The 21,590-nt window shown below is 47.6% G+C and carries 16 protein-coding genes and 1 tRNA gene; 11 read left to right on the forward strand and 6 right to left on the reverse strand.

Going from position 1 to position 21,590, the window contains the following annotated elements; translation table 11 throughout:
* The first annotated feature begins 4 nt into the window (after positions 1-4).
* The 4 genes from HPS57_RS14095 (at position 5) to HPS57_RS14420 (ending at position 4,873) form a co-directional block, all read left to right on the forward strand.
* A complete protein-coding gene (locus tag HPS57_RS14095) occupies positions 5-1,222 on the forward strand; it encodes a glycosyltransferase (protein WP_172184261.1) in 1,218 nt (405 codons plus the stop codon).
* Entirely contained in the window at positions 1,219-1,926 is a 708-nt protein-coding gene (locus tag HPS57_RS14100) for a glycosyltransferase family 2 protein (RefSeq protein ID WP_172184265.1), read from the forward strand. Before HPS57_RS14095 ends, HPS57_RS14100 begins: the two co-directional genes overlap by 4 nt.
* Positions 1,927-1,936: 10 nt before the next feature.
* Positions 1,937-2,695 carry a glycosyltransferase family 2 protein gene (locus HPS57_RS14105; RefSeq protein WP_172184269.1) on the forward strand — a complete coding sequence of 253 codons (759 nt, stop codon included), beginning with the start codon at positions 1,937-1,939 and terminating at the stop codon, positions 2,693-2,695.
* 417 nt (positions 2,696-3,112) lie between these two features.
* Positions 3,113-4,873: a pectate lyase gene (locus tag HPS57_RS14420; protein ID WP_253946593.1), complete on the forward strand. Its 1,761-nt coding sequence runs from the start codon at positions 3,113-3,115 to the stop codon at positions 4,871-4,873.
* Positions 4,874-5,721: 848 nt separating this feature from the next.
* Here HPS57_RS14420 and HPS57_RS14115 read toward each other — a convergent pair.
* The 3 genes from HPS57_RS14115 to HPS57_RS14125 all read right to left on the reverse strand — a co-directional run bounded on the left by HPS57_RS14115 (position 5,722) and on the right by HPS57_RS14125 (position 8,730).
* Positions 5,722-5,997 carry a hypothetical protein gene (locus tag HPS57_RS14115; protein ID WP_172184272.1) on the reverse strand — a complete coding sequence of 92 codons (276 nt, stop codon included), beginning with the start codon at positions 5,995-5,997 and terminating at the stop codon, positions 5,722-5,724.
* A 16-nt stretch (positions 5,998-6,013) separates the two neighbouring features.
* Positions 6,014-6,226 carry a hypothetical protein gene (locus HPS57_RS14120; RefSeq protein WP_172184275.1) on the reverse strand — a complete coding sequence of 71 codons (213 nt, stop codon included), beginning with the start codon at positions 6,224-6,226 and terminating at the stop codon, positions 6,014-6,016.
* Positions 6,227-6,321: 95 nt separating this feature from the next.
* Positions 6,322-8,730, reverse strand: coding sequence for a hypothetical protein (locus HPS57_RS14125; RefSeq protein WP_172184278.1), 2,409 nt, complete (start codon positions 8,728-8,730; stop codon positions 6,322-6,324).
* A 387-nt stretch (positions 8,731-9,117) separates the two neighbouring features.
* Between HPS57_RS14125 and miaB the strand changes: the two genes are divergently transcribed.
* Positions 9,118-10,470: a tRNA (N6-isopentenyl adenosine(37)-C2)-methylthiotransferase MiaB gene (gene miaB, locus HPS57_RS14130; protein ID WP_172184281.1), complete on the forward strand. Its 1,353-nt coding sequence runs from the start codon at positions 9,118-9,120 to the stop codon at positions 10,468-10,470.
* Between the two features lie 127 nt (positions 10,471-10,597).
* Positions 10,598-11,599, forward strand: a complete 1,002-nt coding sequence (locus HPS57_RS14135; RefSeq protein ID WP_172184285.1) for an aldo/keto reductase — start codon at positions 10,598-10,600, stop codon at positions 11,597-11,599.
* 195 nt (positions 11,600-11,794) lie between these two features.
* On the opposite strand, the gene HPS57_RS14140 is transcribed toward HPS57_RS14135, so the two are convergent.
* Both HPS57_RS14140 and HPS57_RS14145 read right to left on the reverse strand, forming a co-directional pair.
* Complete coding sequence (locus HPS57_RS14140; RefSeq protein ID WP_172184290.1) at positions 11,795-12,082, reverse strand: STAS-like domain-containing protein; 288 nt, start codon at positions 12,080-12,082, stop codon at positions 11,795-11,797.
* Positions 12,083-12,097: 15 nt separating this feature from the next.
* A complete protein-coding gene (locus tag HPS57_RS14145; RefSeq protein WP_172184293.1) occupies positions 12,098-12,745 on the reverse strand; it encodes an ATP-binding protein in 648 nt (215 codons plus the stop codon).
* 213 nt (positions 12,746-12,958) lie between these two features.
* Between HPS57_RS14145 and HPS57_RS14150 the strand changes: the two genes are divergently transcribed.
* From HPS57_RS14150 to HPS57_RS14165, 4 genes are all read left to right on the forward strand, one after another.
* Positions 12,959-15,103: a S8 family serine peptidase gene (locus HPS57_RS14150; protein ID WP_172184296.1), complete on the forward strand. Its 2,145-nt coding sequence runs from the start codon at positions 12,959-12,961 to the stop codon at positions 15,101-15,103.
* 346 nt (positions 15,104-15,449) lie between these two features.
* Positions 15,450-16,415, forward strand: coding sequence for a PCMD domain-containing protein (locus HPS57_RS14155; RefSeq protein ID WP_172184299.1), 966 nt, complete (start codon positions 15,450-15,452; stop codon positions 16,413-16,415).
* Between the two features lie 69 nt (positions 16,416-16,484).
* On the forward strand, positions 16,485-17,609 hold the full coding sequence (locus HPS57_RS14160) for a BamA/TamA family outer membrane protein (protein ID WP_253946595.1): 1,125 nt from the start codon (positions 16,485-16,487) through the stop codon (positions 17,607-17,609).
* Positions 17,610-17,730: 121 nt separating this feature from the next.
* Complete coding sequence (locus HPS57_RS14165) at positions 17,731-19,410, forward strand: phosphoethanolamine transferase family protein (RefSeq protein WP_172184306.1); 1,680 nt, start codon at positions 17,731-17,733, stop codon at positions 19,408-19,410.
* A gap of 254 nt (positions 19,411-19,664) precedes the next feature.
* On the opposite strand, the gene HPS57_RS14170 is transcribed toward HPS57_RS14165, so the two are convergent.
* Positions 19,665-20,717 (reverse strand): helix-turn-helix transcriptional regulator, encoded by a 1,053-nt coding sequence (locus HPS57_RS14170; RefSeq protein ID WP_172184309.1) that lies wholly within the window; start codon positions 20,715-20,717, stop codon positions 19,665-19,667.
* Between the two features lie 570 nt (positions 20,718-21,287).
* On the opposite strand from HPS57_RS14170, the gene HPS57_RS14175 reads away from it, so the two are divergent.
* Positions 21,288-21,402, forward strand: a tRNA-OTHER gene (locus HPS57_RS14175).
* Positions 21,403-21,590: the final 188 nt, after the last annotated feature.

The raw sequence follows: 21,590 nt of genomic DNA on the forward strand, positions 1-21,590 counted from the left end.
GACTATGAACATTACAATCATAACAATCCTTTTGCCATTTCCGCTGGATTCTGGTGGAGCACAAGCTCAATACAATGTCATCGACATCTTACGAACCAAACACAATATATCCATAATATATCCCGAAAATGCACATAACAGCAGTAGTGCGTTAAAAAAACTCAAACAGTTATGGCCGGAAGTAGAGTTCTTCCCATTCAGTTTTGCCAAACAACTATGCCATCCTCATTTCTTGTTTTCAAAGATTGAGAGAGCAGTTAAAATAAAGATGTGTGGTAACAATAGAAATTTCAAGGTTGAACGCATTATTCGTCCATATGGATACGATTTGTCACAGGCATTTATATCTTTTGTAAATAATATTGTTGAAAAACAAAAAAGTGATGTTATTCAGGTGGAGTTTTATCCTTATCTCGGTCTGATAGAATTTCTCCCAAGAGATATTAAGAGAGTGTTCATACATCATGAGATTAGATATATACGAGATAAGAGAATGATGAACAATCTATCTCCGACTCAATCCGAACTAAAAATATTGGCAAGATTGAAACAAGAAGAAATCAATTTGCTGAACAAATATGATATTATTGTAACCCTCACAGATATAGATAAAGCAATATTATCAAACGATGGTGTGACAACAAGAATTGTATCTTCGCCTGCAGCGGTCAATACAGAAGTCAGGCAATATAACGGTTGGAATAAGAATGTTGTGTTTATCGGAGGTGCCGGTCACGCTCCAAATGTCGAAGGTGTCAAATGGTTATGTGATAACGTGTTCCCAAACATTGATTGGGAACGATTCAAAGATATTTCAATAGCTATTATTGGAGGGGGATGGAACGAGGATATGTTTTACAATATACCAAAACACAACCTTAAAGTAATGGGGTTTGTCCCAGACCTTGCCGCTGCAGTTTATGGTGGTATTCTCATGGTTCCAATTATTTCTGGTAGTGGAATGAGAATGAAGATACTTGACGGAGCGGCTTTGAGCATGCCGATTATAACAACATCAACCGGTGTTGAGGGACTTGATTTTATGGATGGAGAATCATGCCTTATTGCAAACAGTGGCAAAGAGTTTGCCAAAGGCTTGATGAAGCTAATCAGAGACGAAAATCTCAGACAACAACTAGCAAATAATGCAAATACAGTTTTTGTTGAGAAATACTCGAAAGAAACATTGGCCAACATACGTAATAATATATATAAAATATGATTTCTGTTTGTATTGCAACATATAATGGAGAAAAATATATCCATCGGCAGCTTGAGTCGATATTGAAACAGTTGACAGATAATGACGAGATCATAATATCTGATGACATGTCTACCGATTCAACCTTGGATGTCATAAGAAGTATTGGTTCTCCTTTAATACATGTATATATTAACGAAAAGGAACATGGGTACACTCCAAATTTTGAAAATGCGATAGCACACGCCAAAGGTGAATACATATTTCTGTCAGACCAAGATGATATATGGGTAGAAGACAAAGTACAGACATGTATGCAGTATCTTAAAAAACATAGTCTTATAGTACATGATGCAGACATCGTTGACAAATCGGAGAATAAGATAGCAGAGTCGTTTTACGAATCAAGAAAATCAAAACCAGGAATCATTAACAATCTTATAAAGTTCAGTTATTTAGGATGTTGTATAGCTTTCAGACGCAAAATATTGGAAAAGGCTTTGCCATTTCCACCAAATCACAAAATGTGTACACATGATAACTGGCTGTTTATTTCTGCTGCATTCTTTTTTGATGCAGTCGTGATATCTGACAAACTCATCCACTACCGCCGACATGCCAATAATGTGTCATCAGGTGGTTTTAAAGAGACAACATCTTTGATTTTTAAAATAAAATATAGAATATATCTCGTAATATGGCTTTTTTTAAGAACAGTTCGTTAATCATTATAAGATGAAAATATCAATCATCACAACTACCTTCAACAGCGCAAGGACAATAACCGATACCATGGAGTCCGTTCTCAGGCAAAGTCATAAAGATGTCGAATACATCATAGTGGACGGAAACTCCAATGACAACACATTGGAGATTGTCCGCCATTATGAACCGCTGTTCAATGGCAGGATGCGCGTCATAAGCGAACCGGACAAAGGCATATATGACGCCATGAACAAGGGCGTAGCAATGGCAACGGGAGACATCGTGGGCATACTCAACTCGGATGACTTCTACACCTCTGACGATGTGCTTGAAACGATAGCTGCCGCCTTTGATAAAGATATTGGCATAGAAGCAGTATATGCCGACATACATTTCGTAAACAACGATAACCTCGGCAAGTGCGTACGCTACTACTCCAGCGCACCGTTCCGTCCATGGATGATGAGATTCGGATTCATGCCTGCCCACCCGTCGTTCTATGTCCGACGTGATATCTACAAGAAATACGGCACGTTCTCATTGGACTATCGCATTGCCTCCGACTACGACCTTTTAGTACGCCTGTTCTACAAACACCGCATAAAGACAAGATATATAAAGAAGGATTTTGTCACCATGCGCACCGGTGGCATAAGCACAAAGAACTTGCGCAACAGATGGCTGATAAGCAAAGAGAATGTCACGGCATGCCGCAGAAACGGACTGTACACAAACATCTGCCTCATATCACTGAAGTATCTGTACAAGATTTTTGAGTTCAGGAGATAAGGCATTCAGCACATATCATTCAAAAATAGTATATTCCGGAACAGAAAACAAGTTTTTTCTCAATTATCTGTTCCGGAATATACTATTTTTTTACAAGTAAGCAAACTCCATTGGCGAATCTTTCTCTGGTAATATATGTTTGCATAGGGGTAAATTCTTTTGGAAAGCAGGGGAAAAACATTCATATATAGTAATAATTATGCGCCTGAATTTGCCTGTTTCATGCAAAAGGCATAACTTTGCAGTATCTTTTTATAAGAAACTCACGCTCGGAAGATTCCAAACAAGTTTGGTCTTCGCTCGCTTACCCGTTTCTTTGCACTATATTCCATAAAATCCATAAACGGTAAAATAACAAAACTAAAACATAAAACAAACATCATGAGAAAACTTTTTCCAACACTTCTTCTCGCACTCATGGCTGCAACGCCGTCCATGGCACAGCAGCCGGCATTCCCGGGGGCGGAAGGCTTCGGCATGTACACCACCGGCGGCAGGGGAGGCACGGTCTACCATGTCACCAATCTTGGAGACGACAACAAAGAGGGTTCGCTGCGCTGGGCTGTACTCAGGAGTGGAAAGAAGACCATCGTCTTCGATGTGTCAGGAACAATCTATCTGAAAAGCCCACTTAATGTGAATTCAAACACAACCATCGCCGGGCAGACTGCACCGGGTGACGGCATCTGCATCGCGGGATGGCCTGTGACCATCAAGGGCGACAATGTCATCATGCGCTATCTCCGCTTCCGTCTCGGCAATGAGAATGTCGCAAAGCATGAGGGCGACGGCCTTGGCGGCATGGACCGCAAGGATCTTATCATCGACCACTGTTCTGTCTCATGGTCTATCGACGAGTGCCTGTCTGTCTATGGCAGCAAGAACATCACCGTGCAGTGGTGCATCGCTGACCAGAGCCTTGTAAACTCCGGTCACTCGAAAGGCTCGCACGGCTACGGCGGCAACTGGGGAGGCTCGGGAGCGTCCTATCATCACAACCTTATGGCTCACCACACTTCCCGTGTGCCACGCCTCGGTCCGCGTCCCGGAACTCAGATGGATGAGCGTATGGACTTGCGCAACAATGTTTTCTACAACTGGGCAGGAGAAGGATGCTACGGTGGCGAGGGCATGAACGTGAACATCGTCAACAACTACTACAAGCCGGGTCCTGCCACAAAGTCTGTGGCAGAGGCACGACGCTACCGCATTGCCAACATCGGCATACGCACTGTAGATTACTGCCTTGACAAAGCGAAAGTGGCATCAAGCTACACGTCTGCCACCGGCATTACTGTGACGGACAAGAATGTCAGCGGTTCTGCATCAGGTGGCAAGAACTATGTCACCATAAGCGGCAAGAAGTTCGAGATTGACATGGCGACAAACAAGATCGATGTCGACGGCAAGCAAGTGACCGTAACATGGAATGACTGGAAGAAGATGCTGCACAAGTGGGGCACGTTCTACGTCGACGGCAATGTGAACCCTGACTATGCAAGCAGAATCACTCCTCAGGACCAATGGACTTACGGCATGTATGCACAGGTTAACAACGGAAAGGTGGACGGCACATTCACCGAGGATGTGAAGCAGGCAATGCGCCTCTCAGAGCCTATCGACTATATGCCTGTCACCACACATTCTGCGGAGCAGGCTTATGCAAACGTGCTCGAATATGCAGGAGCATCGCTGTGGCGTGACTCCCACGACACATACATCGTGGGTGATGTGCGTGACAAGAAGGCTTCATACACGGGAGCCGGACTTTCTCCGGGCTTTGTCAACAATCAGGATGAGGCAGGCGGATTCCCTGTGCTGAAGGAGGAGAAGCGTGCTGACGATTTCGACACGGACAAGGACGGCATGCCGGACGCATGGGAGCTTGCCAACGGCCTGAACCCTAATGACGCTGCTGACGGTGCGCTGGTGCAGGGCGACGGCTACACAAACCTTGAGCATTACCTCAACTCTCTCGTGGCGCATATCACCGAGGCGCAGAACGCGAATGCCATGACGGGCATTGACTGCATCACGGACAACACGGTGGATGCCGTGCCGGCAAACACGAATGTCTACACCATCGACGGTCGTTGTGTGCGCAGGAATGCGGACAGCCTTGACGGACTTGCCAAGGGCATGTACATCTACAAGGGCAAGGTTGTGGTGGTTGACTAATCGTAACCTTACGGACGGAAAATCAAGAGGTGACCTTTCACGCAATGAAAGGTCACCTCTTTTCATATAAAGTGTCATAGTTTACCGGGTGAAAGGTCACCTATATGTTTCTTTAAAACGTGGGTTCAACGAAATTGTATTAGTGTCCACCAAACACATAAACACATTATCATTAATCTGTTTCAGTTGTGCCAAGCCCCTATCCTCGCATACAACAACAGGATTTTGTTGTAAAGTGTGGCGGAGCCACAATCCTTACGGTAACCCCCTGCTTCAGCAGTGGGGCAACAAGAATGCTCTCTGCATTGTGTGGTGGAACCACACTCCTTTATTGTGGGTGCAAGGAATTGAAACAGAAAAGAGTGTGGCGCTGCCACACAACTAATGGAGATTATCTCTAATCCGCACGGCTGAAGCCGACGGTTACCGTAAGGACTGTGGCTCCGCCACATCTTATGCGAAACATCTCTTAATGAAAATGTGATTTCACAACAACTTGTGGAGTTTTACCGGGTACAACATCTGAAAATAATCTTTTTTTTCTGAAAGAGAAAGAAAATTGCGTTTTTTTTTCTGAGACAGAAAGAAAAAGTGATTTTCCCTGAAATTGACATGTCAAAGAGCGAGTGTTAGCACGAGCAAAGATGTAGCCTAATGTGGGAGATTCTCCCTTTCTTGTGTATGTCTCATGCGGACAAAAAAATGCGCACCCTTATCGGCCGTCACGGCTTTGGGATGCGCTTTCTCTCTCTTTCTCACACTATAAACCATTTTATAAATTATTGTAGGATGCGGACGAATACCGTGAACCAAGCCTTGAAAGGCGAAGCCCACGGGATATATGTTTCTCATGATATAAGATAATGTACTGCTTCATTGCAGTCCTGCGGATGTCCGCAGAACGGTGCTTCTTGATGTTTGTTCTTCCACTTATCTGGCGTGATACACGCATTCCGGCGGTTTGTGTCGCAGAGAGATGCTTCCCGGCTTATGCTGTCATGCATAGGCACGGGCGTTTCGGGATGTATGTGTGCAGGAATGTCTTCCGCTCTGTCATAAGATGAAAGGATTGTCTGCTTATAGGTCTTTCGGATGGTAGGCGACATCCCTGCTCCCACATACATTTGTGTTATTTACGCCTCACAAATCCAGCTCCCAAGGACCTGAGAACGGGTTCTCCTTTGCTCCGCCGGGTTTCTCTCCCGGGTTGCCCTCGATGACACTGCCACCATCGCCGGTAGGGTTGCCATTCTCATCATAGACATTCCATGATGTAGGATTCCCCATAAGGTTTTCTATGTCCATGGGGATTATTTTTATTTCTGGAGCTATATAAGGTTTTTTCTTTTTCATTGTCTTTTCTTCTTTTGTTGTTTTGTGTTCCATAGTTTTCTGATAAGGGTTTGTCATGAGGATGCGCCATGAGGGCATATCCTCATATTAGGTGATTATCTTACAGAAATCTTCTTTCCGTTGACGACATAGATTCCGCTTGGGAGCCCGCTGAGGTCTGTGGTGCCGCGACGGACAGCCTGTCCCCAGAGGTTGTAGACAGCCGCATTGCCACATCCTGTGGTGTCGGCAGTTATTCCCTCGATTACTGTTGTGCTGTCGCTGATGCCATCCATGCCGAACGACAGAGAGTGGCGCTTTGCAGGGGTAGTGCCCTGGTCTGTCTGGTCAAGGTCTGTTATCCACCAGCTATAGCCCGGAACGGGGAACTCTGAGGTGAGGTGGTAGATGTCTCCTCCGTGGAAGATGTAGGAGTTCGCAGGTGCTGTTTGTCCGCCCTCGAAAGTGGCGTATATGTCAAGCCGGCAGTCCTTGAATTCTTCGCCTTTGAGTCCGTAAGACTTGTTGTTGATGTACGTTCCGTTCTCGTACTCATACGCGTGGAATCCCTTGAGGTTATCCGGGGAGAGTCCCAGAACATCCTCCACCATCTCTTGCTTTTTTAGCGACACCTGAGGGATGATGTAGTATGGTGGTTCGATGTTCGACAGATTGACATCACCGACATCCATGGAATTATCGGTTATGACGCTTCCCTCGCCCGGATTGATGATGTAGCACTCGCCGCTATTCATGACGACATCATTGTCTGCTGCTCCGTTGAGGTTGACGAGTGAGAACTCAATGCGTCCGGCATGCCCCTGTTCATGCGTGCACTCCACCAGCTTTGCCAGTTTTACATTCACGGAGAATGCTTTCTGCAGCTGCCATTTTTTAAGGTCGACAGGCAGGCAGATGCTGTTCCACTTGCCGGTGGTGAGGTTGCGCTTGAAAATCAGTGCTTTGTTGCTGTATGACGCTGTGTAGTCTTCCTCCATTGCACTGTTTCCCGGTTTCCTGAAGTTGCTCCAGTCTTCGCTGAGTGCGAAGCTCTCTCCGAGGTATTTCAGGCGGAAGTCATCGACATAGATAAAGTCGTTCTCCGCTGCGTCAGCATTAGTGGTGTCAGGGCTCTTCATTGCTTTTGTCATCTCAATGCCGATTTCCATGGTTTTGCTTCCACCGGCAGGTATGTTTGCATAAATCATGACAGAGTTAGGGTAGAGCTTAGCATAGAACAGCACTCCCGCCTCTACCTTGTTGGACACCTTTCCGTCGTCTATGTCAGCAGCAAGAAAATGATTACCATTGTAATTGACATTCTTGAATGTCTGTGATTGGAAGTTGACAGAGCTCAGTCGTGACTCTCCATAGGATTTACCGAGCAGTGGCGTTGTTGCCCATGCTGCCGAGCCTTTCACCGGGTCTTTTCCGTCGTCAGTAAGGAACTTCGCATACAGGTTGGCATAAGGAGCCTGTCCGTTCTCGTCATTGAAGAATCCCTGGCATTCGAGCATGTACCATCCCGGTTTGCTCACTGTGACAGTCTGATAGAGCTTGTCGCCTTCAGAGGCATTTCGGAGTCCGGCACACTGGAACATGCCGAAGTTAGGTGCCAAAGCATTATGCAGGCCGCCTGCGTCGCTTCCGCATATATGTTCAAATGCCTTGGTGTAGTCCGTGACACAGTCCACAGTTCCTTCTGTCCTCCATCCTCTTCCAGATTTCTCATCGTACGTGTTGTAAATGTTCCAGATGTTGAAACCCTGTGCACGCATGAGGAAAGAAGCATCGGCAAGGACATTCATCGTTCCTTTGTACTCCTCGGTGAAGAGTGCTTCCATGTTCTTGTCAGAGACAAGTTTCCAGTATGTGTTCTCTATATTGAGGCTGAGCCCTATGCGTTCTGTGTCTGTCAATGCACGGACAAGATTGTTGTTGCCTTTGTCGAAGACATTGACGACCATAGGGCAACCTGCACAGAGGTAATAATTCCGGTTATTCATCACGATGTAGATTCTGTAGACATTTTTTTGTCCGCTTACCTCTTCGAAATAGAAGCCGGAATTGTTAGTTGTATGGTTTACGTTTCTGTCATAGTAGACTCCGCGTCGAGTAAGGTCATTATCATTCACAAAAGCCATGCATGAACCTGTTGCGCCATCTTGCGTATTAGCGAATGGGCCACGAATATAATATGCATTGCTATATGTGTTTACTTTAGAGATAATCAATGGCATGCCCACTGTGAATGTCGCAGTACGTGTGCCCCAGTAGCCTCCGGCATTCAGGAACATGTCCTTGCCTACGTTGTAGAGCAGTACTCGTGTGGCATTGGCATCGTTTATGTTCGGTATGCCATCTTGCTTAGCCGCTAATTTTACTTCACTTAGTGCCATGCCTTCTCCTCTATAGTCTGCCGCTTCGGCATCCATCTGTGCGGCCGACTGTTGCGGCATGGCAATGAAAAAGAGACACATTAGGCTGAGCCTGATGAGTTTCTTGCAGAGTACATTTCTTTTCATGATAATCCGATTATTTTGTTATGTTTAAGTGTGCAGTCATTCTCTTTTTGCTGTAAAGATAAGTAAACATAACGCAGTTGGAATTGGTGAAAAATTGCTGCGGTGCATCTTATCTTATGCAAAAGTAATAATTCTTTTAATCATTGTTATATTTTTAGGGGGGGTAACAAAGATTAACAGATAAAGTTTGTATTTTGTATCATTTAACGAAACTGCGTGCGTTTTTGGTGTTCTTTCATGGTTTCTGCCATGGTGTGGCGATTATGACTGTGGCACAGCATTTTGCTTCGGATTTTGTGCGCAGTGTGAAAAATATGCCGGAGATGTGTGGATTATCGGGAAAAATGATTACTTTTGCAGATGTTTCCAAAACTTATAGAACAAAGTATGAAGAAATTGTTTATTGAGACCTACGGCTGCCAGATGAATGTGGCGGACTCGGAGGTTGTTGCCAGCGTCATGGGAATGGCGGGCTACGAATTGTGTGAGTCGGTGGAAGACGCCGACGCAGTGTTCCTTAACACGTGCTCTGTGCGTGAGAATGCGGAGAACAAGGTGCTGCATCGTCTGGAGACGTTGCACAACATCTACCGCAACAAAGGGCGCAAGGTGATTCTCGGTGTGCTTGGCTGCATGGCGGAGCGCATGAAGGAGGAACTTTTGGAGAAGCACCATGCCAGTCTTGTGGCAGGACCGGACTCCTATCTTGCCCTTCCTGACCTCATCGCACAGTGTGAGTTGGGGCAGAAAGCCATTGACACAGAACTCTCGCTGACAGAGACTTACAAGGACATCCTTCCACAGCGCACCCGCGGACAGCGGTTGTCAGGATTCGTGAGCATCATGCGCGGATGCAACAACTTCTGCCATTACTGCATCGTCCCTTACACCCGAGGCCGTGAGCGCAGCCGTGAGGTGGAGTCCATCCTCAACGAATGCCGTGACCTTCAGGAGCGCGGGTTTAAGGAAGTGACGCTCCTCGGGCAGAATGTGAATTCCTATTGTGCGGAGAACAATGGCGAGAAAGTGGCGTTCCCGCAGCTTCTTGCCATGGTTGCCGAGACTGTTCCGGGGATGCGTGTGCGCTTCACGACGTCGCATCCGAAGGACATGAGTGACGAGACATTGGAGGTTATCGCAAAATATGCTAATGTATGCAAGCATATCCACCTGCCTGTGCAGTCGGGTTCCGACAAGATTCTGAAACTCATGAACCGCAAATACACTCGCGAATGGTATCTTGACCGTGTGGCAGCCATAAGGCGCATAGTGCCGGAATGCTCCATAACGACGGACATTTTCGTGGGTTATCATGATGAGACGGAGGACGACCACCTGCTGAGTCTCTCGCTGATGAGGGAGGTGGGCTACGATTCCGCCTTCATGTTCAAGTACTCCGAGCGTCCGGGGACGTATGCCAGCAAGCATCTGCCTGACAACATCAGTGAGGAGGAGAAGATACGCCGCCTTAACGAGATGATACGTCTGCAGACGGAGATTTCTGCCGAGCAGTACCGCAAGGACATCGGCAAGACTTTCGAGGTGCTTGTCGAAGGCTACAGCAAACGCTCACGTGAGCAGCTTTGCGGCCGCACTTCGCAGAACAAGATGGTTGTCTTCGATCGTGTGGCGACGGATGCGGAGGGTAGGGAAGTGGCGTTCCATGCCGGCGAGTATGTCAATGTGCGCATCACGGAGTCGTCAAGCGCCACGCTGAAAGGCACGGTTGTGCTGGATTAATGTCACGCAGATTCCGCAGATAGCCGCAGATGGTTTGGTATAAACAGTACTTTTTAAATCTGCGTGTATCAGCGAAATCTGCGTGGAAAATAAAGACAAAGCATGAGAAACAAATAAAACCGTAACTATGATACCACCTATTTACAAGGCATCCGACAGCCGTTATGAGGCAGGGATGCAGTATGTGCGCTGCGGAAAGAGCGGTGTGAAACTGCCAGCCATATCCCTTGGACTATGGCATAACTTCGGCGGCGTGAACAACTTTGAGAACTCACTGGCAATGGCGCATTACGCCTTTGACCACGGAGTGGTGCATTTCGACCTTGCCAACAACTACGGCCCTCCTTACGGCTCGGCGGAAGAGACCTTCGGACTGATGATGAAGAAATCGTTCATGCCTTATCGCGACGAGATGTTCATATCCTCAAAGGCGGGTTATGACATGTGGGAAGGCCCTTATGGTAACTGGGGCTCAAGGAAATACCTCATGGCAAGTCTTGACCAAAGCCTGAAAAGGATGAATCTTGACTATGTCGACCTGTTCTATTCCCACCGCTATGACCCTGAGACACCGTTGGACGAGACCCTGCAGGCGTTGGTGGACATCGTGCGCCAAGGCAAGGCGCTGTATGTCGGCATATCGCGGTGGCCTCTGGAGGCTACGGACTACGCTTTCAAGTATCTGAAGGAGCGTGATGTGCCGTGCCTTATCTATCAGGGCAGGTACAGCATCCTTGACCGGGAGGTTGCGGACTCCGGCATTCTTGACAAGGCTTGCGATGCCGGAGTAGGCTTCATCGGTTTCTCACCGTTGGCGCAAGGGCTTCTCACCGACCGCTATCTCAACGGCATACCCTCCGACTCGCGCATGGCTGTCGGCAATCATCTGAAGCAGGATGTCCTTTCCGAGAAGATGCTTGCGACAATAAAGACGCTCAACACTATTGCCGGACAGCGTGGCGAAGCTCTTTCCGACATGGCTCTCGCATGGATTCTTGCCGACAAGCGCGTGACGAGTGTCATCATCGGTGCAAGCTCCGTCCCACAGCTGGCGACAAACCTTAAAGCCCTCTCTTCCGCTCCTTTCACGCAAGAGGAACTGGAAATGATTGACGCAGCATGCAGGTGAAGATAAATGTAATATTTTGCAAATAAATTAAATATGAGCCACTGTATTACGATAATTGTAATACGGTGGCTCATACTTTTATTTTCTCTATGGCAAAGCATTCTGTTGCTTCACCTGTCTGCGGTATGTGTCTTTTGGCATGTCCGTCTGCTTTTTCAACCAATCACAATAAGCATAGGTTTAATGAAAAAGCTCTTAAAGCATCATGTTTCTTCTTTTGATGGCAGTGGCTATACATACACGTGCAGTGTCATTCACAGAACGGAATGTGGTGCGTGACTTCAACTCATTCAGCGACATGTGCAGGAGCAATTTGCCAATGCATTCGTCCGCAAACGAGTTTGCAACGATGTTAACACCCTCAAAATCAAGGATAGTCATATCATTGCTGTTTATCGTCTGCAGTAGTTCGTTTCTAACTTGCTCCCCAAGTTGGCGTGTGCCAAGATTCTTTCCGAACCTATTGAAATTGAATGTAGTCATATATCTTAAAAGTTTTTACCATAGTTGATTGTCATCATTGATGAAAGCGTCATTGAATTCACCTGCGGCATCTGTGCGATTCTCCACAACATTGTTGGCATCAATGTCTACATCTGAATGCAATTCAAGCCATACGATTGTGCCTTCCCAATTGTCAGTTTCTTCAACAACAAACTCATTGCTCTTGTATCTTAACATCGAACTTCCGGAATGAATGCTCATGTTTAGTCCTGCTGACTTTATTAATCTGCTCATTGAGTAAAGTCCGAATCCCATACCATGACCATCAGTTACACTGTTGTTGATGCAGATACTTAATGCATCCTTTTCTGAAACATCTATATATTCAGGATTTCTTGTCAATGACTTCCAAATTCCGATGCCGTCATCTGCCACTAAAATCTTTATAGTACTCTTTTCACTGTCGAAAGAATGGATAAGGATTCCGCATTTCTTTTCCGAATGTGTGATTACGTTGTCAAGAATCTCATACAAGCAATATCCAAGTCCCTGCAAAACACTTAGGTTTATCTCTGCAAACTTCATCAGATGGTCTATGGAACTTTGGAATACGGCATAAATATTATCCTTATCAAACATCTCTATGCGATGATGTTCAATGTCCTCTGTGAAATATTTTTTTAGTAGAGAGTTCAGATTCATGACAATTGTTGTTGAATGTTTCTGCAAAAATACAATTTTTTTGTTTAATATGCAAGTATCTCTTTCAATTATTTAGGCTGTAAATTCCATCTCATAGCCTTGGCTGTAAAAATTCTGCATCAAAATTCTTGCAGATTATGAAAAAATAAAATAACTTTGCATAAGTCAGGCTGCACCTCAGCAGACATGAACAATCAACAAAACCGCAACTATATGTCACACAGAAACATACTGCATACACTGCTATTTATCATGCTCTTTCCCACCGCGATGTCGGGGCAAAAAGAGAAAATGTCGTCACTCGTGAGGAAGGCATGGCTTGAACATTCCGCCACAACGCGCTCCAAAGGAGAGAGGGGAGAGGCTGAGAAACAACGGATTATGGCATTCGTGAAGACATCATCGGGACATGTTCCGGAAGGGTGCAGAGTGCTTGCAGAGTTCCCGAACAACCTCTTTGTCGCATCCATACCGCTTGCAAAACTCGGCGATATGGCACGCAGCAGCGATGTCGTGCGCATAGAAGCCGGCATGCCGTGCACCGCTACCAACGACACGGCGGCAGTGGTGACGCGACAAGGGCTTGTCTGGGAGATGCCAAGGGAGGAGCAGCCGATGATCCATGGCTACACAGGCAGGGGTGTCGTCGTGGGACTTATGGACATCGGGTTTGACCTTACTCATCCAACATTCCTCTGCAGTGACGGCAAATCGCTGCGCATCAGGGCGTTGTGGGACCAGCTCGACAGGACGGAAAGCGGACAGCCCGTCATCGATGCGGACACAGTGACCGTAGGGAGGCAGTATGTCGGCGATGAGGCTCTTATGGCAAAAAGCCACAGCACAGACGCCACATTCATCTCCCACGGCACACATACGGCAGGTTCGGCAGCAGGTTCTGGACGTGACGGCACCGGAATAACGCCTTACAAGGGCATGGCTCCCGATGCGGACATCTGTCTTGTGGCAAACTACACCACTGACAATCACGCCATTGTCCCTGAGGAAGAGCGGTACAGATACACTTCCGCCACGGATGTGCTCGGCTTCAAATATATCTTTGACTATGCCGCCTCCGTGGGCAAACCGTGTGTGGCGTCGTTCAGCGAGGGCAGCAGAATGGGATTCTACGGTGACGACATACTCATGCAGGAGGCTCTCGCGGCACTGCAAGGGGAGGGAAGAATCATTGTCGCTTCGGCAGGAAACGAGGCGATACGCAACACTCACATCCTCAAAACGGCTGAAAAACCGTCGGCAGGGGCGTTCATACAGACCGCACAGCGGCCATGCTACACGTTCCGCTCCACAGGCAGCATGACCCTACGCCTTACGTTCTACCCTGACGGCATGCCACCTGTTGCCAAGGACATCACGACGGAAGAGATACTTGCATGTGAGGAGGGCTTTCTCACCGACACAGTCCGCCTTGGTGGGATAACGTTCCCTATTGCCGCCGCAGCTTACTCCTCGGCATACAACAATGAGGAGACAGCCACCGAATTCCTTATCTCACGCACCGACAACGGCTTTGTCGGACGTGACATCAGTGTGTCGCTCGAACTCGTCGGTGAGGGGAAAGAGATAGAGGCGTATTCCCTTGGAGGATATTTCACGGCAAACACGCTCAATCCTGCGCTTGCCGATTGCGACAACACGCATAACATCCTGTCGCCCGGAGGGTTGGAGGGCATCCTCTGCGTCGGTGCGACAAATGCACGCAACGGCTATCACAACCATGCCGGAATATGGCAGACCTACAACTACGGCGCGGCGGAGCATCGTGCCGACTACAGCAGTATCGGTCCCACGGTGGCAGGACTCGTGAAACCTGACGTATGCGCTCCCGGAACCTACATCAAGTCTGCGCTTAGCGGTACATACATCGCCAATGGCGGAGACCTCCGCACATGCACCGAGCAGTTCACATTTGACGGCAGAACCTACGGCTGGGCGGCGTTCACAGGGACATCGATGTCCACGCCCATAGTCAGCGGTATCGTTGCGACCTGGCTTGAAGCGTGCCCCACGCTGACGCCGCGGCAGGTGACGGACATCATCGCGCACACCGCCAACCCTGTCCCCTCGGGCATGCCGTCGTCACGGAATCCGCCCACTTACGGTGAGTTGCGCGAGAAGAATGTCATGGACGGCTACGGCGTGATAGACGCTTATGCCGGTCTGCGGTACATCCTTGACGGCAATGCCACCGGCATCCGTGACCTCGATGCACAGGGAAACGGCAACGGTGAGTGCAATGGTAGTGGTGTGGTTTATGACCTTCACGGCCGGCGTGTCGTCACTCCTGTCCCTGGACGGATATATGTCAGGAATGGCAGGAAAAAGATTTTTAAGTGATTTTATATATAACTGAATACCAATAAGTTATATATCATGTAACAAAAGGTTACCTTTTACATTGTGAAAGGTAACCTTTTGTCGTGTCAATCGTAACCTTTTGCATGGTAAAAGGTTATCTTTCGTTTTCCCCTTCGTAGTGGGTGCTGCAACGAGGTGTGGCATAGACCAAGAAGATATGGCACTTTCTATCACGAAAAACGTGCCGATTCAATGGAATAGTGTTAACTTTTATGAATTTGTCGGGTTAGAAAACTTATTTTTCACAAATAGTTTTCTAATTCGTTTTTATTGGCTTACCTTTGCACAACGTAATGCAACGTTACTATTCAAAAAAAGGAAAGACATGAAAAAGACTATTCTTCTTTCAGCAACACTTGCTGCTGCCTTGCTTTTCCATGCAGCAAATGCGGTGGCACAGCATACTGAGAAGATGCTGCGCTATGGTGACATGAACCAATGGGTGGTGCGCAATATCCACGAATCGGCTGTCATCGGAGGAAATACGAAGACGCTTTATGAGGTGGGCCCTAATCGGACAATCGACGGCAACAAGGTCTACACCAACCTCGGAGGTTCGCCTTGGGGCACGTCGAACGTCATGGCGAAGGTCATGGGAGTGGTGAAGACCAACTGTTCCGTGACGCGCGACAGGCGTGACTCCGGCTACTGCGCGAAGCTGACGACGCACATCGAGAGCGTGAAGGTGCTCGGCATGATGAACATAAAGGTGCTTGCCGCCGGTTCGCTGTTCCTCGGCGATGTAGCGGAGCCTATCACCGGAACGAAGGACGGTCCTAAGAGCATCAATTGGGGCATACCGTTCACACAGCGCCCGAAGGCTCTGAAATATGACTATAAGGTGCATGTGACAGGCGAAAAGAACCGCATCAGGCAGACCGGATTCAGCAGCAAGAGCACTGTCCCCGGGCAGGACTATTGCATCACAGTGCTTTTCCTGCAGAAGCGTACGGAGGATGCTAATGGCAACATCACCGCCAAGCGCGTGGGAACAATGGTCGTGAAGTATGGCAAGAGCACCAACGGCTGGGTGAACGGTGCGACATACGAGATTCTCTATGGGGACATCCGCAACAATCCTAAGTATGATGCCGCGCTGATGGGTCTCCGCAGCATAGACTATGCGCGCAACAGCCACGGCAAGAGTGTGCTTGTCAAGGAGACAGGATGGGCTGCTGCCAACGAGAAACCGACGCACCTCTCCCTGCAGTTCGCATCAAGCCATGGCGGCGCTTTCATCGGCACGCCGGGCAACACGCTGTGGATTGACAATGTGAAACTTGTTTATTGAACCGGAAAAAAACTCACTGACAATATGACAAGACTACTCCCGGCACTGCTTTTTGCCCTGTTGCCTGCCATGGAAACGGTGGCAATGGAACGTCATGAGAGCACTGATACTGTGGCTCTCGGTGACAGTGTGCCCAAGAAACGCGGGCTCGTGAAGCGGTTTCTTGACTACTTCAATGATGCCAACAAGCCGAAGGAATACAAGAAATTCGACTTCAGCATCATCGGCGGGCCGCATTACAGCACCGACACAAAGTTCGGTCTGGGACTTGTGGCGGCGGGGCTTTACCGCACGGAACGCAATGACACGCTGCTGCCACCGTCGAATGTGAGTCTCTTCGGCGATGTCTCCACCGTGGGATTCTATATGCTCGGAGTGCGCGGAACGCATATTTTCCCGAAGGACAAGTACCGTCTTGACTATACGACTTATTTCTTTTCCTTCCCAAGCAACTACTGGGGCATAGGTTACGAGAACGGCAACAACGATGCCAACAAGAGCGAAATGAAGAGGTGGCAGGCACAGATTCAGGCGAATTTCATGATTCGCATAGCCAATAACACTTATGTCGGACCGCTTGTAACGTTCGATTATGTGCGTGGAAAGGACATCGAACGCCCGGAACTTCTTGAGGGTATGGACCGCCATGTGTGGAATCTTGGTGCGGGATTTGCCTTCAGCTATGACTCGCGTGATGTGCTCACAAACCCTAAAAAGGGAATGTACCTCAACATATCGCAGATATTCCGCCCTAAGTTTCTTGGCAATGACTATGCTTTCAGCACGACAAACGTGCGCTTTGATGTCTACAGCCGTTTGTGGAAAGGTGGCATCTTTGCAGCTGATTTCCGCAGCGAGATGAACTTCGGCAACCCTTCATGGGGCATGATGGCAAGGCTCGGCAACTCTTATTCCATGCGCGGATACTACGAGGGGCGTTACCGCGACAAGCACAAGATAGAGGTGCAGGCGGAACTGAGGCAGCATGTCTGGAAGCGAAACGGCATAGCTTTATGGGCAGGAGCGGGCACGGTGTTTGACAAATTCAGTGCGCTGAGGGCCGAAAGGATACTGCCTAACTTCGGCATAGGCTACCGCTGGGAGTTTAAGAAGGATGTCAATGTGCGCCTGGACTACGGCATAGGAAAGGGTGGACAGACAGGCTTCATCTTCAATATCAACGAGGCTTTCTGAGGAAAGCCGGTAGCAATGCTGTCAGTACTGTCAATAATGTCATTACTGTCAGTACTGACAGCCGGGTCAATACTGACATAATTGTCAATACTGACAATATTGATAAAAAAAGAAAGAAACAATGAAAAAACTCTCTCCACGCCACCTTTTCGCCATCATGGTGACAGTGCTGGCAATACCCAACATAGCCCTTTGTTTCACTGAAAACATGTCCTTGCCCGGCAAACTGGCGAATGTCCTTGTGCCGGTCTCTGCCGTGTGGCTTGCGATGACTCTCTCACGCCGCCCGGGAAAGATGGTGTGGGCTCTTTTCCCGCTTATCTTCTTCGCTGCATTCCAGATAGTTCTGCTCTATCTCTTCGGACGCTCGGTGATAGCCGTGGACATGTTCCTCAACCTTGTCACCACCAATCCGGGCGAGGCTCTTGAGCTTCTTGACAATCTTGTGCCTGCCATAGTCACGGTGGTTGTCGTCTATATTCCCGTGCTTGTGCTCGGAACATGCTCTCTAAGGCGGAAGGAGACCCTCGAAAAGTCGTTCTTGCGCAGGCAGCGTAGAATCGCTGCCTATGTCTTTGCAGCAGGATTATTGTCACTTGTCGGTGCATATTTTGCCGATGAGGACTATAGGATAGAGAACGATATGTACCCTGTGAATGTCTGCTATAACCTTGTCCTTGCCGTGGAAAGGTCGGATGCCACGGCACGTTATGCAGAGACTTCGGCTGGATTCACCTTCAACGCCAAGTCTACCCATGCCAAAGACAGCACGGAAGTCTATGTCTTTGTCATAGGAGAAACGGCACGTGCCATGAATTTCGGTGTCTACGGATATGGTCGCAACACAACTCCACGGCTCTCAAAGATGCAGGGCGTCAATGTGTTCACTGACGTTCTTACACAGTCGAACACAACCCACAAGAGTGTGCCTATGCTCCTCTCCGCCGCCTCTGCAGAGGATTATGACCGCATTTATCGTGAGAAGAGTATCATTACAGCATTCCGTGAGGCAGGTTTCCATACCGCCTTCTTCTCCAACCAACGTCCTAACCGTTCGTTCATCGACATTTTTGGTATGGAGGCGGACGAGTGGAAGTTCATCAAGGACGGAGCAAAGGATGCGGAGAACATCTCCGATGACCGTCTGGCGGACATGGTTGAAAAGACCATGGCAAAGGGGTACAGGAAACTGTTCATTGTCCTTCACACCTACGGCTCACACTTCAACTACCGCGAACGCTATCCGCGCAATGCGGCGGTGTTCCGCCCTGACGATGCCACGGAAGCCATAGCGTCCAACAGAAGTGAACTGGTGAATGCATACGACAACACTATCCGGCAGACGGACAAGTTCCTTGCGGACATAATGTCACTGCTCGAAAAGAGCAGAGCCGTGTCTGCCCTGCTCTATACCTCTGACCATGGGGAGAACATTTTCGACGACAATCGCGGACTGTTCCTCCATGCTTCGCCAGTACCGTCCTATTACGACATGCACGTGCCGTTCATCGTTTGGACATCACCAACCTATCGTCATGCTTTCCCAAGCGTGCCGACTGCACTCGCTGCCAATGCGCATAAGAGTGTGGCAAGCAACGCTGTAGTGTTCCATACCCTGCTTTCCATGGCAGGCATCGCCACCCCTTACCGTAATGACAGCCTCTCCGTGGCAGGCGGAACGTACACCGAGACACCGCGCCATTACCTCAATGACCACAACAAGCCTGTCACTCTTGACAAGATAGGGTTTGATTCCGAAGACATTGACATGCTGCGCAAGAGTGGGATGCGCTATCCGTGAGTCACAATCTGTTATTAATAAAATGGCGAGGAACTAAAATTTTAAAAGGTGACTTTCATAATTCTCACAATCGGGTCAAAGATTGGTGAGACAAATAAGTAGGTGATATGGTATTTTCAGAAGCCTGTCGATGCTCTTGGCGAAGCTGAATCCATTGTCTATGTGCCATGTTCAAAGGTAAGAAGGAAGTTCGTGAACGCATTCTTGTTCTTGATGCAGAATGCTTCCGGAAAAGGAATTTGCCACTTTCAAATCTATTTGGCATTCTCATCTTCTTTTGTTTCACCAACAGAAGTATCATAAAGATTGGCTGCCTCTCTGAGTTTGTCCTTCATGTAGCGGGCTGCCTGACGGGGATGGATTATCTTAATGCCCGGGCCATAGCTCATGAATATGGAATACATTTCGAAGTTGATGACGACCTCTATCTTGAAAATGCAACTGCCATCTTCAGGATTTTCACTTAGCACTTTCTGTGAAGGGTGAATGGGCTTGGTCTTGATATACTGTGATTGTTCATGACTTGCCCAGAACTTTATACGTCGTGGCGTGTTTTTTACATTCTTACTTACGCCAATGACATCATCAAAGAAGTGTTCGGAATCAAAGTCAGGATTCTCACGGAAAGGAATGTCGACAGGTTCGATGCTGATAATCCTGTCTAAAGCCAGATTGTAAAGCAGAAGATCTGTCTGTTTGCTGCCAAAAAGGAACCATCGGTTGCGGAACTCCTTCAGAATATAGGGACAGAGGATAAGCTCCTGTGGCTGGCGTGCAGAGAATGATTGGTACATGATCCTTAGCGTCTGCCTGTGTGAGATGTAGTTGTACAAAGGGTTGAGCAGCTTTAATCCTTTCAAATCAGGAACGTTGTCGAAGTGAATTATCGGCTTGCGATTATTCTTTGTTACCGACAGTTTATCCTGTAAACGACTTACCATATCACTCATTTCGGAGAACTGGTCGAAGTCCTGAAGTTGGCGAAGCATTTCAACGGCCTCTTGCATTACCTCATAATCATTTTGGGACATGGGCATGTCCGTAATCGAGAAGTCCGGGTCTGAATATCGGTAGTACTTATGTTCATAGACTTCAATAGGAGCGTTATAGCCTAACTTGTCCGATCGCATCATCTGAATATCGCCTTGTACAGTACGTACGCTGATGCCTTTGCGAATGCCCTCCATGTCATAGAGAGCATCCGAGCAGGCATCAACGAGGTCTTCGAGTGTCCAACGTCGATAGCGGTTGCGAAGGCAGTTGTCTATGGTCTTATAACGGATAAGCGCGTTCTTGTTTGCTGGCATGGCAATCTTGTTTTACAATCTGAGTTTTTCTTTTATATGGTGCAAAGTTACCAAACTTTTACGCAATCTGCTCGCGCAGTTAAAGAAAAATGCATTTTTTTCATGAATTTATCGCAGATTTTTACAGCTACGCAGAAAGATTGCGTAGCGGATGTCTACCTTTGCATCACGATTTCGAAAGAAAGGCGCATAGAAACATAAACTAATGCACCACACATTATTCTATTATTAAAGAACAAAACAATGGAAGTCAAGATTATCAATAATTGTCCTGTCAAGATATGGACAAAGTAGTCCTTACTCCAATGTATAAAGAGCATAATTCTCGAAGCATACGTTTTGAGAACTCTCGTACAATCAGGTGTAGCAAATGGGATTACAATTACCATCTTCTACAAGCGGCGGTTAGCTTCACTATTGCCATAACATCGGTTCAAGTGTGTGCTTACTTCTAATGGTTACTGCTGGTTCGAATCCGGCCCGCTGCTCAAATATGAGGTCAAAGTACGACTTACTTCTAAAATCTATCAGCAAAGAGGTGACAATAGTCGGACAATTACCTCAAATAAAACCGCGATAGCTTAGTTGGTAGAGCAATAGAGTGTGATGGAATTTCCGATAGGACTAACTCTCACATACTTCACAATAGGGCTATGGGTCGCAGGTTCGAATCCTGCTCGCGGTTCAATCTTATAGGTCTAAGACTGACATACTCCATCGCAACAACGCTCCATGAGGCAGGCTTTTCGCGCCCCTGCCGCCGTCAGTCAATTACCTTGCAAAAACAAAATGTAGGCCCAAACGAGACATACTTCATAAACGATTGTAGTTCTCTTGTTTCGTAATTGCCTATTATCAATATTAACAGGTCAA

Source organism: Palleniella intestinalis (assembly GCF_013166595.1).
GTDB classification, from domain to species: Bacteria; Bacteroidota; Bacteroidia; order Bacteroidales; family Bacteroidaceae; genus Prevotella; species Prevotella intestinalis.

Bases quoted from the DNA above. Each gene is read 5' to 3' on its own strand.
- HPS57_RS14160 (WP_253946595.1), top strand. From the start codon at position 16,485: ATGGAAACGGTGGCAATGGAACGTCATGAGAGCACTGATACTGTGGCT.
- miaB (WP_172184281.1), top strand. From the start codon at position 9,118: ATGAAGAAATTGTTTATTGAGACCTACGGCTGCCAGATGAATGTGGCG.
- HPS57_RS14135 (WP_172184285.1), top strand. From the start codon at position 10,598: ATGATACCACCTATTTACAAGGCATCCGACAGCCGTTATGAGGCAGGG.
- HPS57_RS14165 (WP_172184306.1), top strand. From the start codon at position 17,731: ATGAAAAAACTCTCTCCACGCCACCTTTTCGCCATCATGGTGACAGTG.
- HPS57_RS14120 (WP_172184275.1), bottom strand. From the start codon at position 6,226: ATGAAAAAGAAAAAACCTTATATAGCTCCAGAAATAAAAATAATCCCC.
- HPS57_RS14145 (WP_172184293.1), bottom strand. From the start codon at position 12,745: ATGAATCTGAACTCTCTACTAAAAAAATATTTCACAGAGGACATTGAA.
- HPS57_RS14150 (WP_172184296.1), top strand. From the start codon at position 12,959: ATGTCACACAGAAACATACTGCATACACTGCTATTTATCATGCTCTTT.
- HPS57_RS14155 (WP_172184299.1), top strand. From the start codon at position 15,450: ATGAAAAAGACTATTCTTCTTTCAGCAACACTTGCTGCTGCCTTGCTT.
- HPS57_RS14095 (WP_172184261.1), top strand. From the start codon at position 5: ATGAACATTACAATCATAACAATCCTTTTGCCATTTCCGCTGGATTCT.
- HPS57_RS14140 (WP_172184290.1), bottom strand. From the start codon at position 12,082: ATGACTACATTCAATTTCAATAGGTTCGGAAAGAATCTTGGCACACGC.
- HPS57_RS14100 (WP_172184265.1), top strand. From the start codon at position 1,219: ATGATTTCTGTTTGTATTGCAACATATAATGGAGAAAAATATATCCAT.
- HPS57_RS14115 (WP_172184272.1), bottom strand. From the start codon at position 5,997: ATGTATGTGGGAGCAGGGATGTCGCCTACCATCCGAAAGACCTATAAG.
- HPS57_RS14420 (WP_253946593.1), top strand. From the start codon at position 3,113: ATGGCTGCAACGCCGTCCATGGCACAGCAGCCGGCATTCCCGGGGGCG.
- HPS57_RS14105 (WP_172184269.1), top strand. From the start codon at position 1,937: ATGAAAATATCAATCATCACAACTACCTTCAACAGCGCAAGGACAATA.
- HPS57_RS14170 (WP_172184309.1), bottom strand. From the start codon at position 20,717: ATGCCAGCAAACAAGAACGCGCTTATCCGTTATAAGACCATAGACAAC.
- HPS57_RS14125 (WP_172184278.1), bottom strand. From the start codon at position 8,730: ATGAAAAGAAATGTACTCTGCAAGAAACTCATCAGGCTCAGCCTAATG.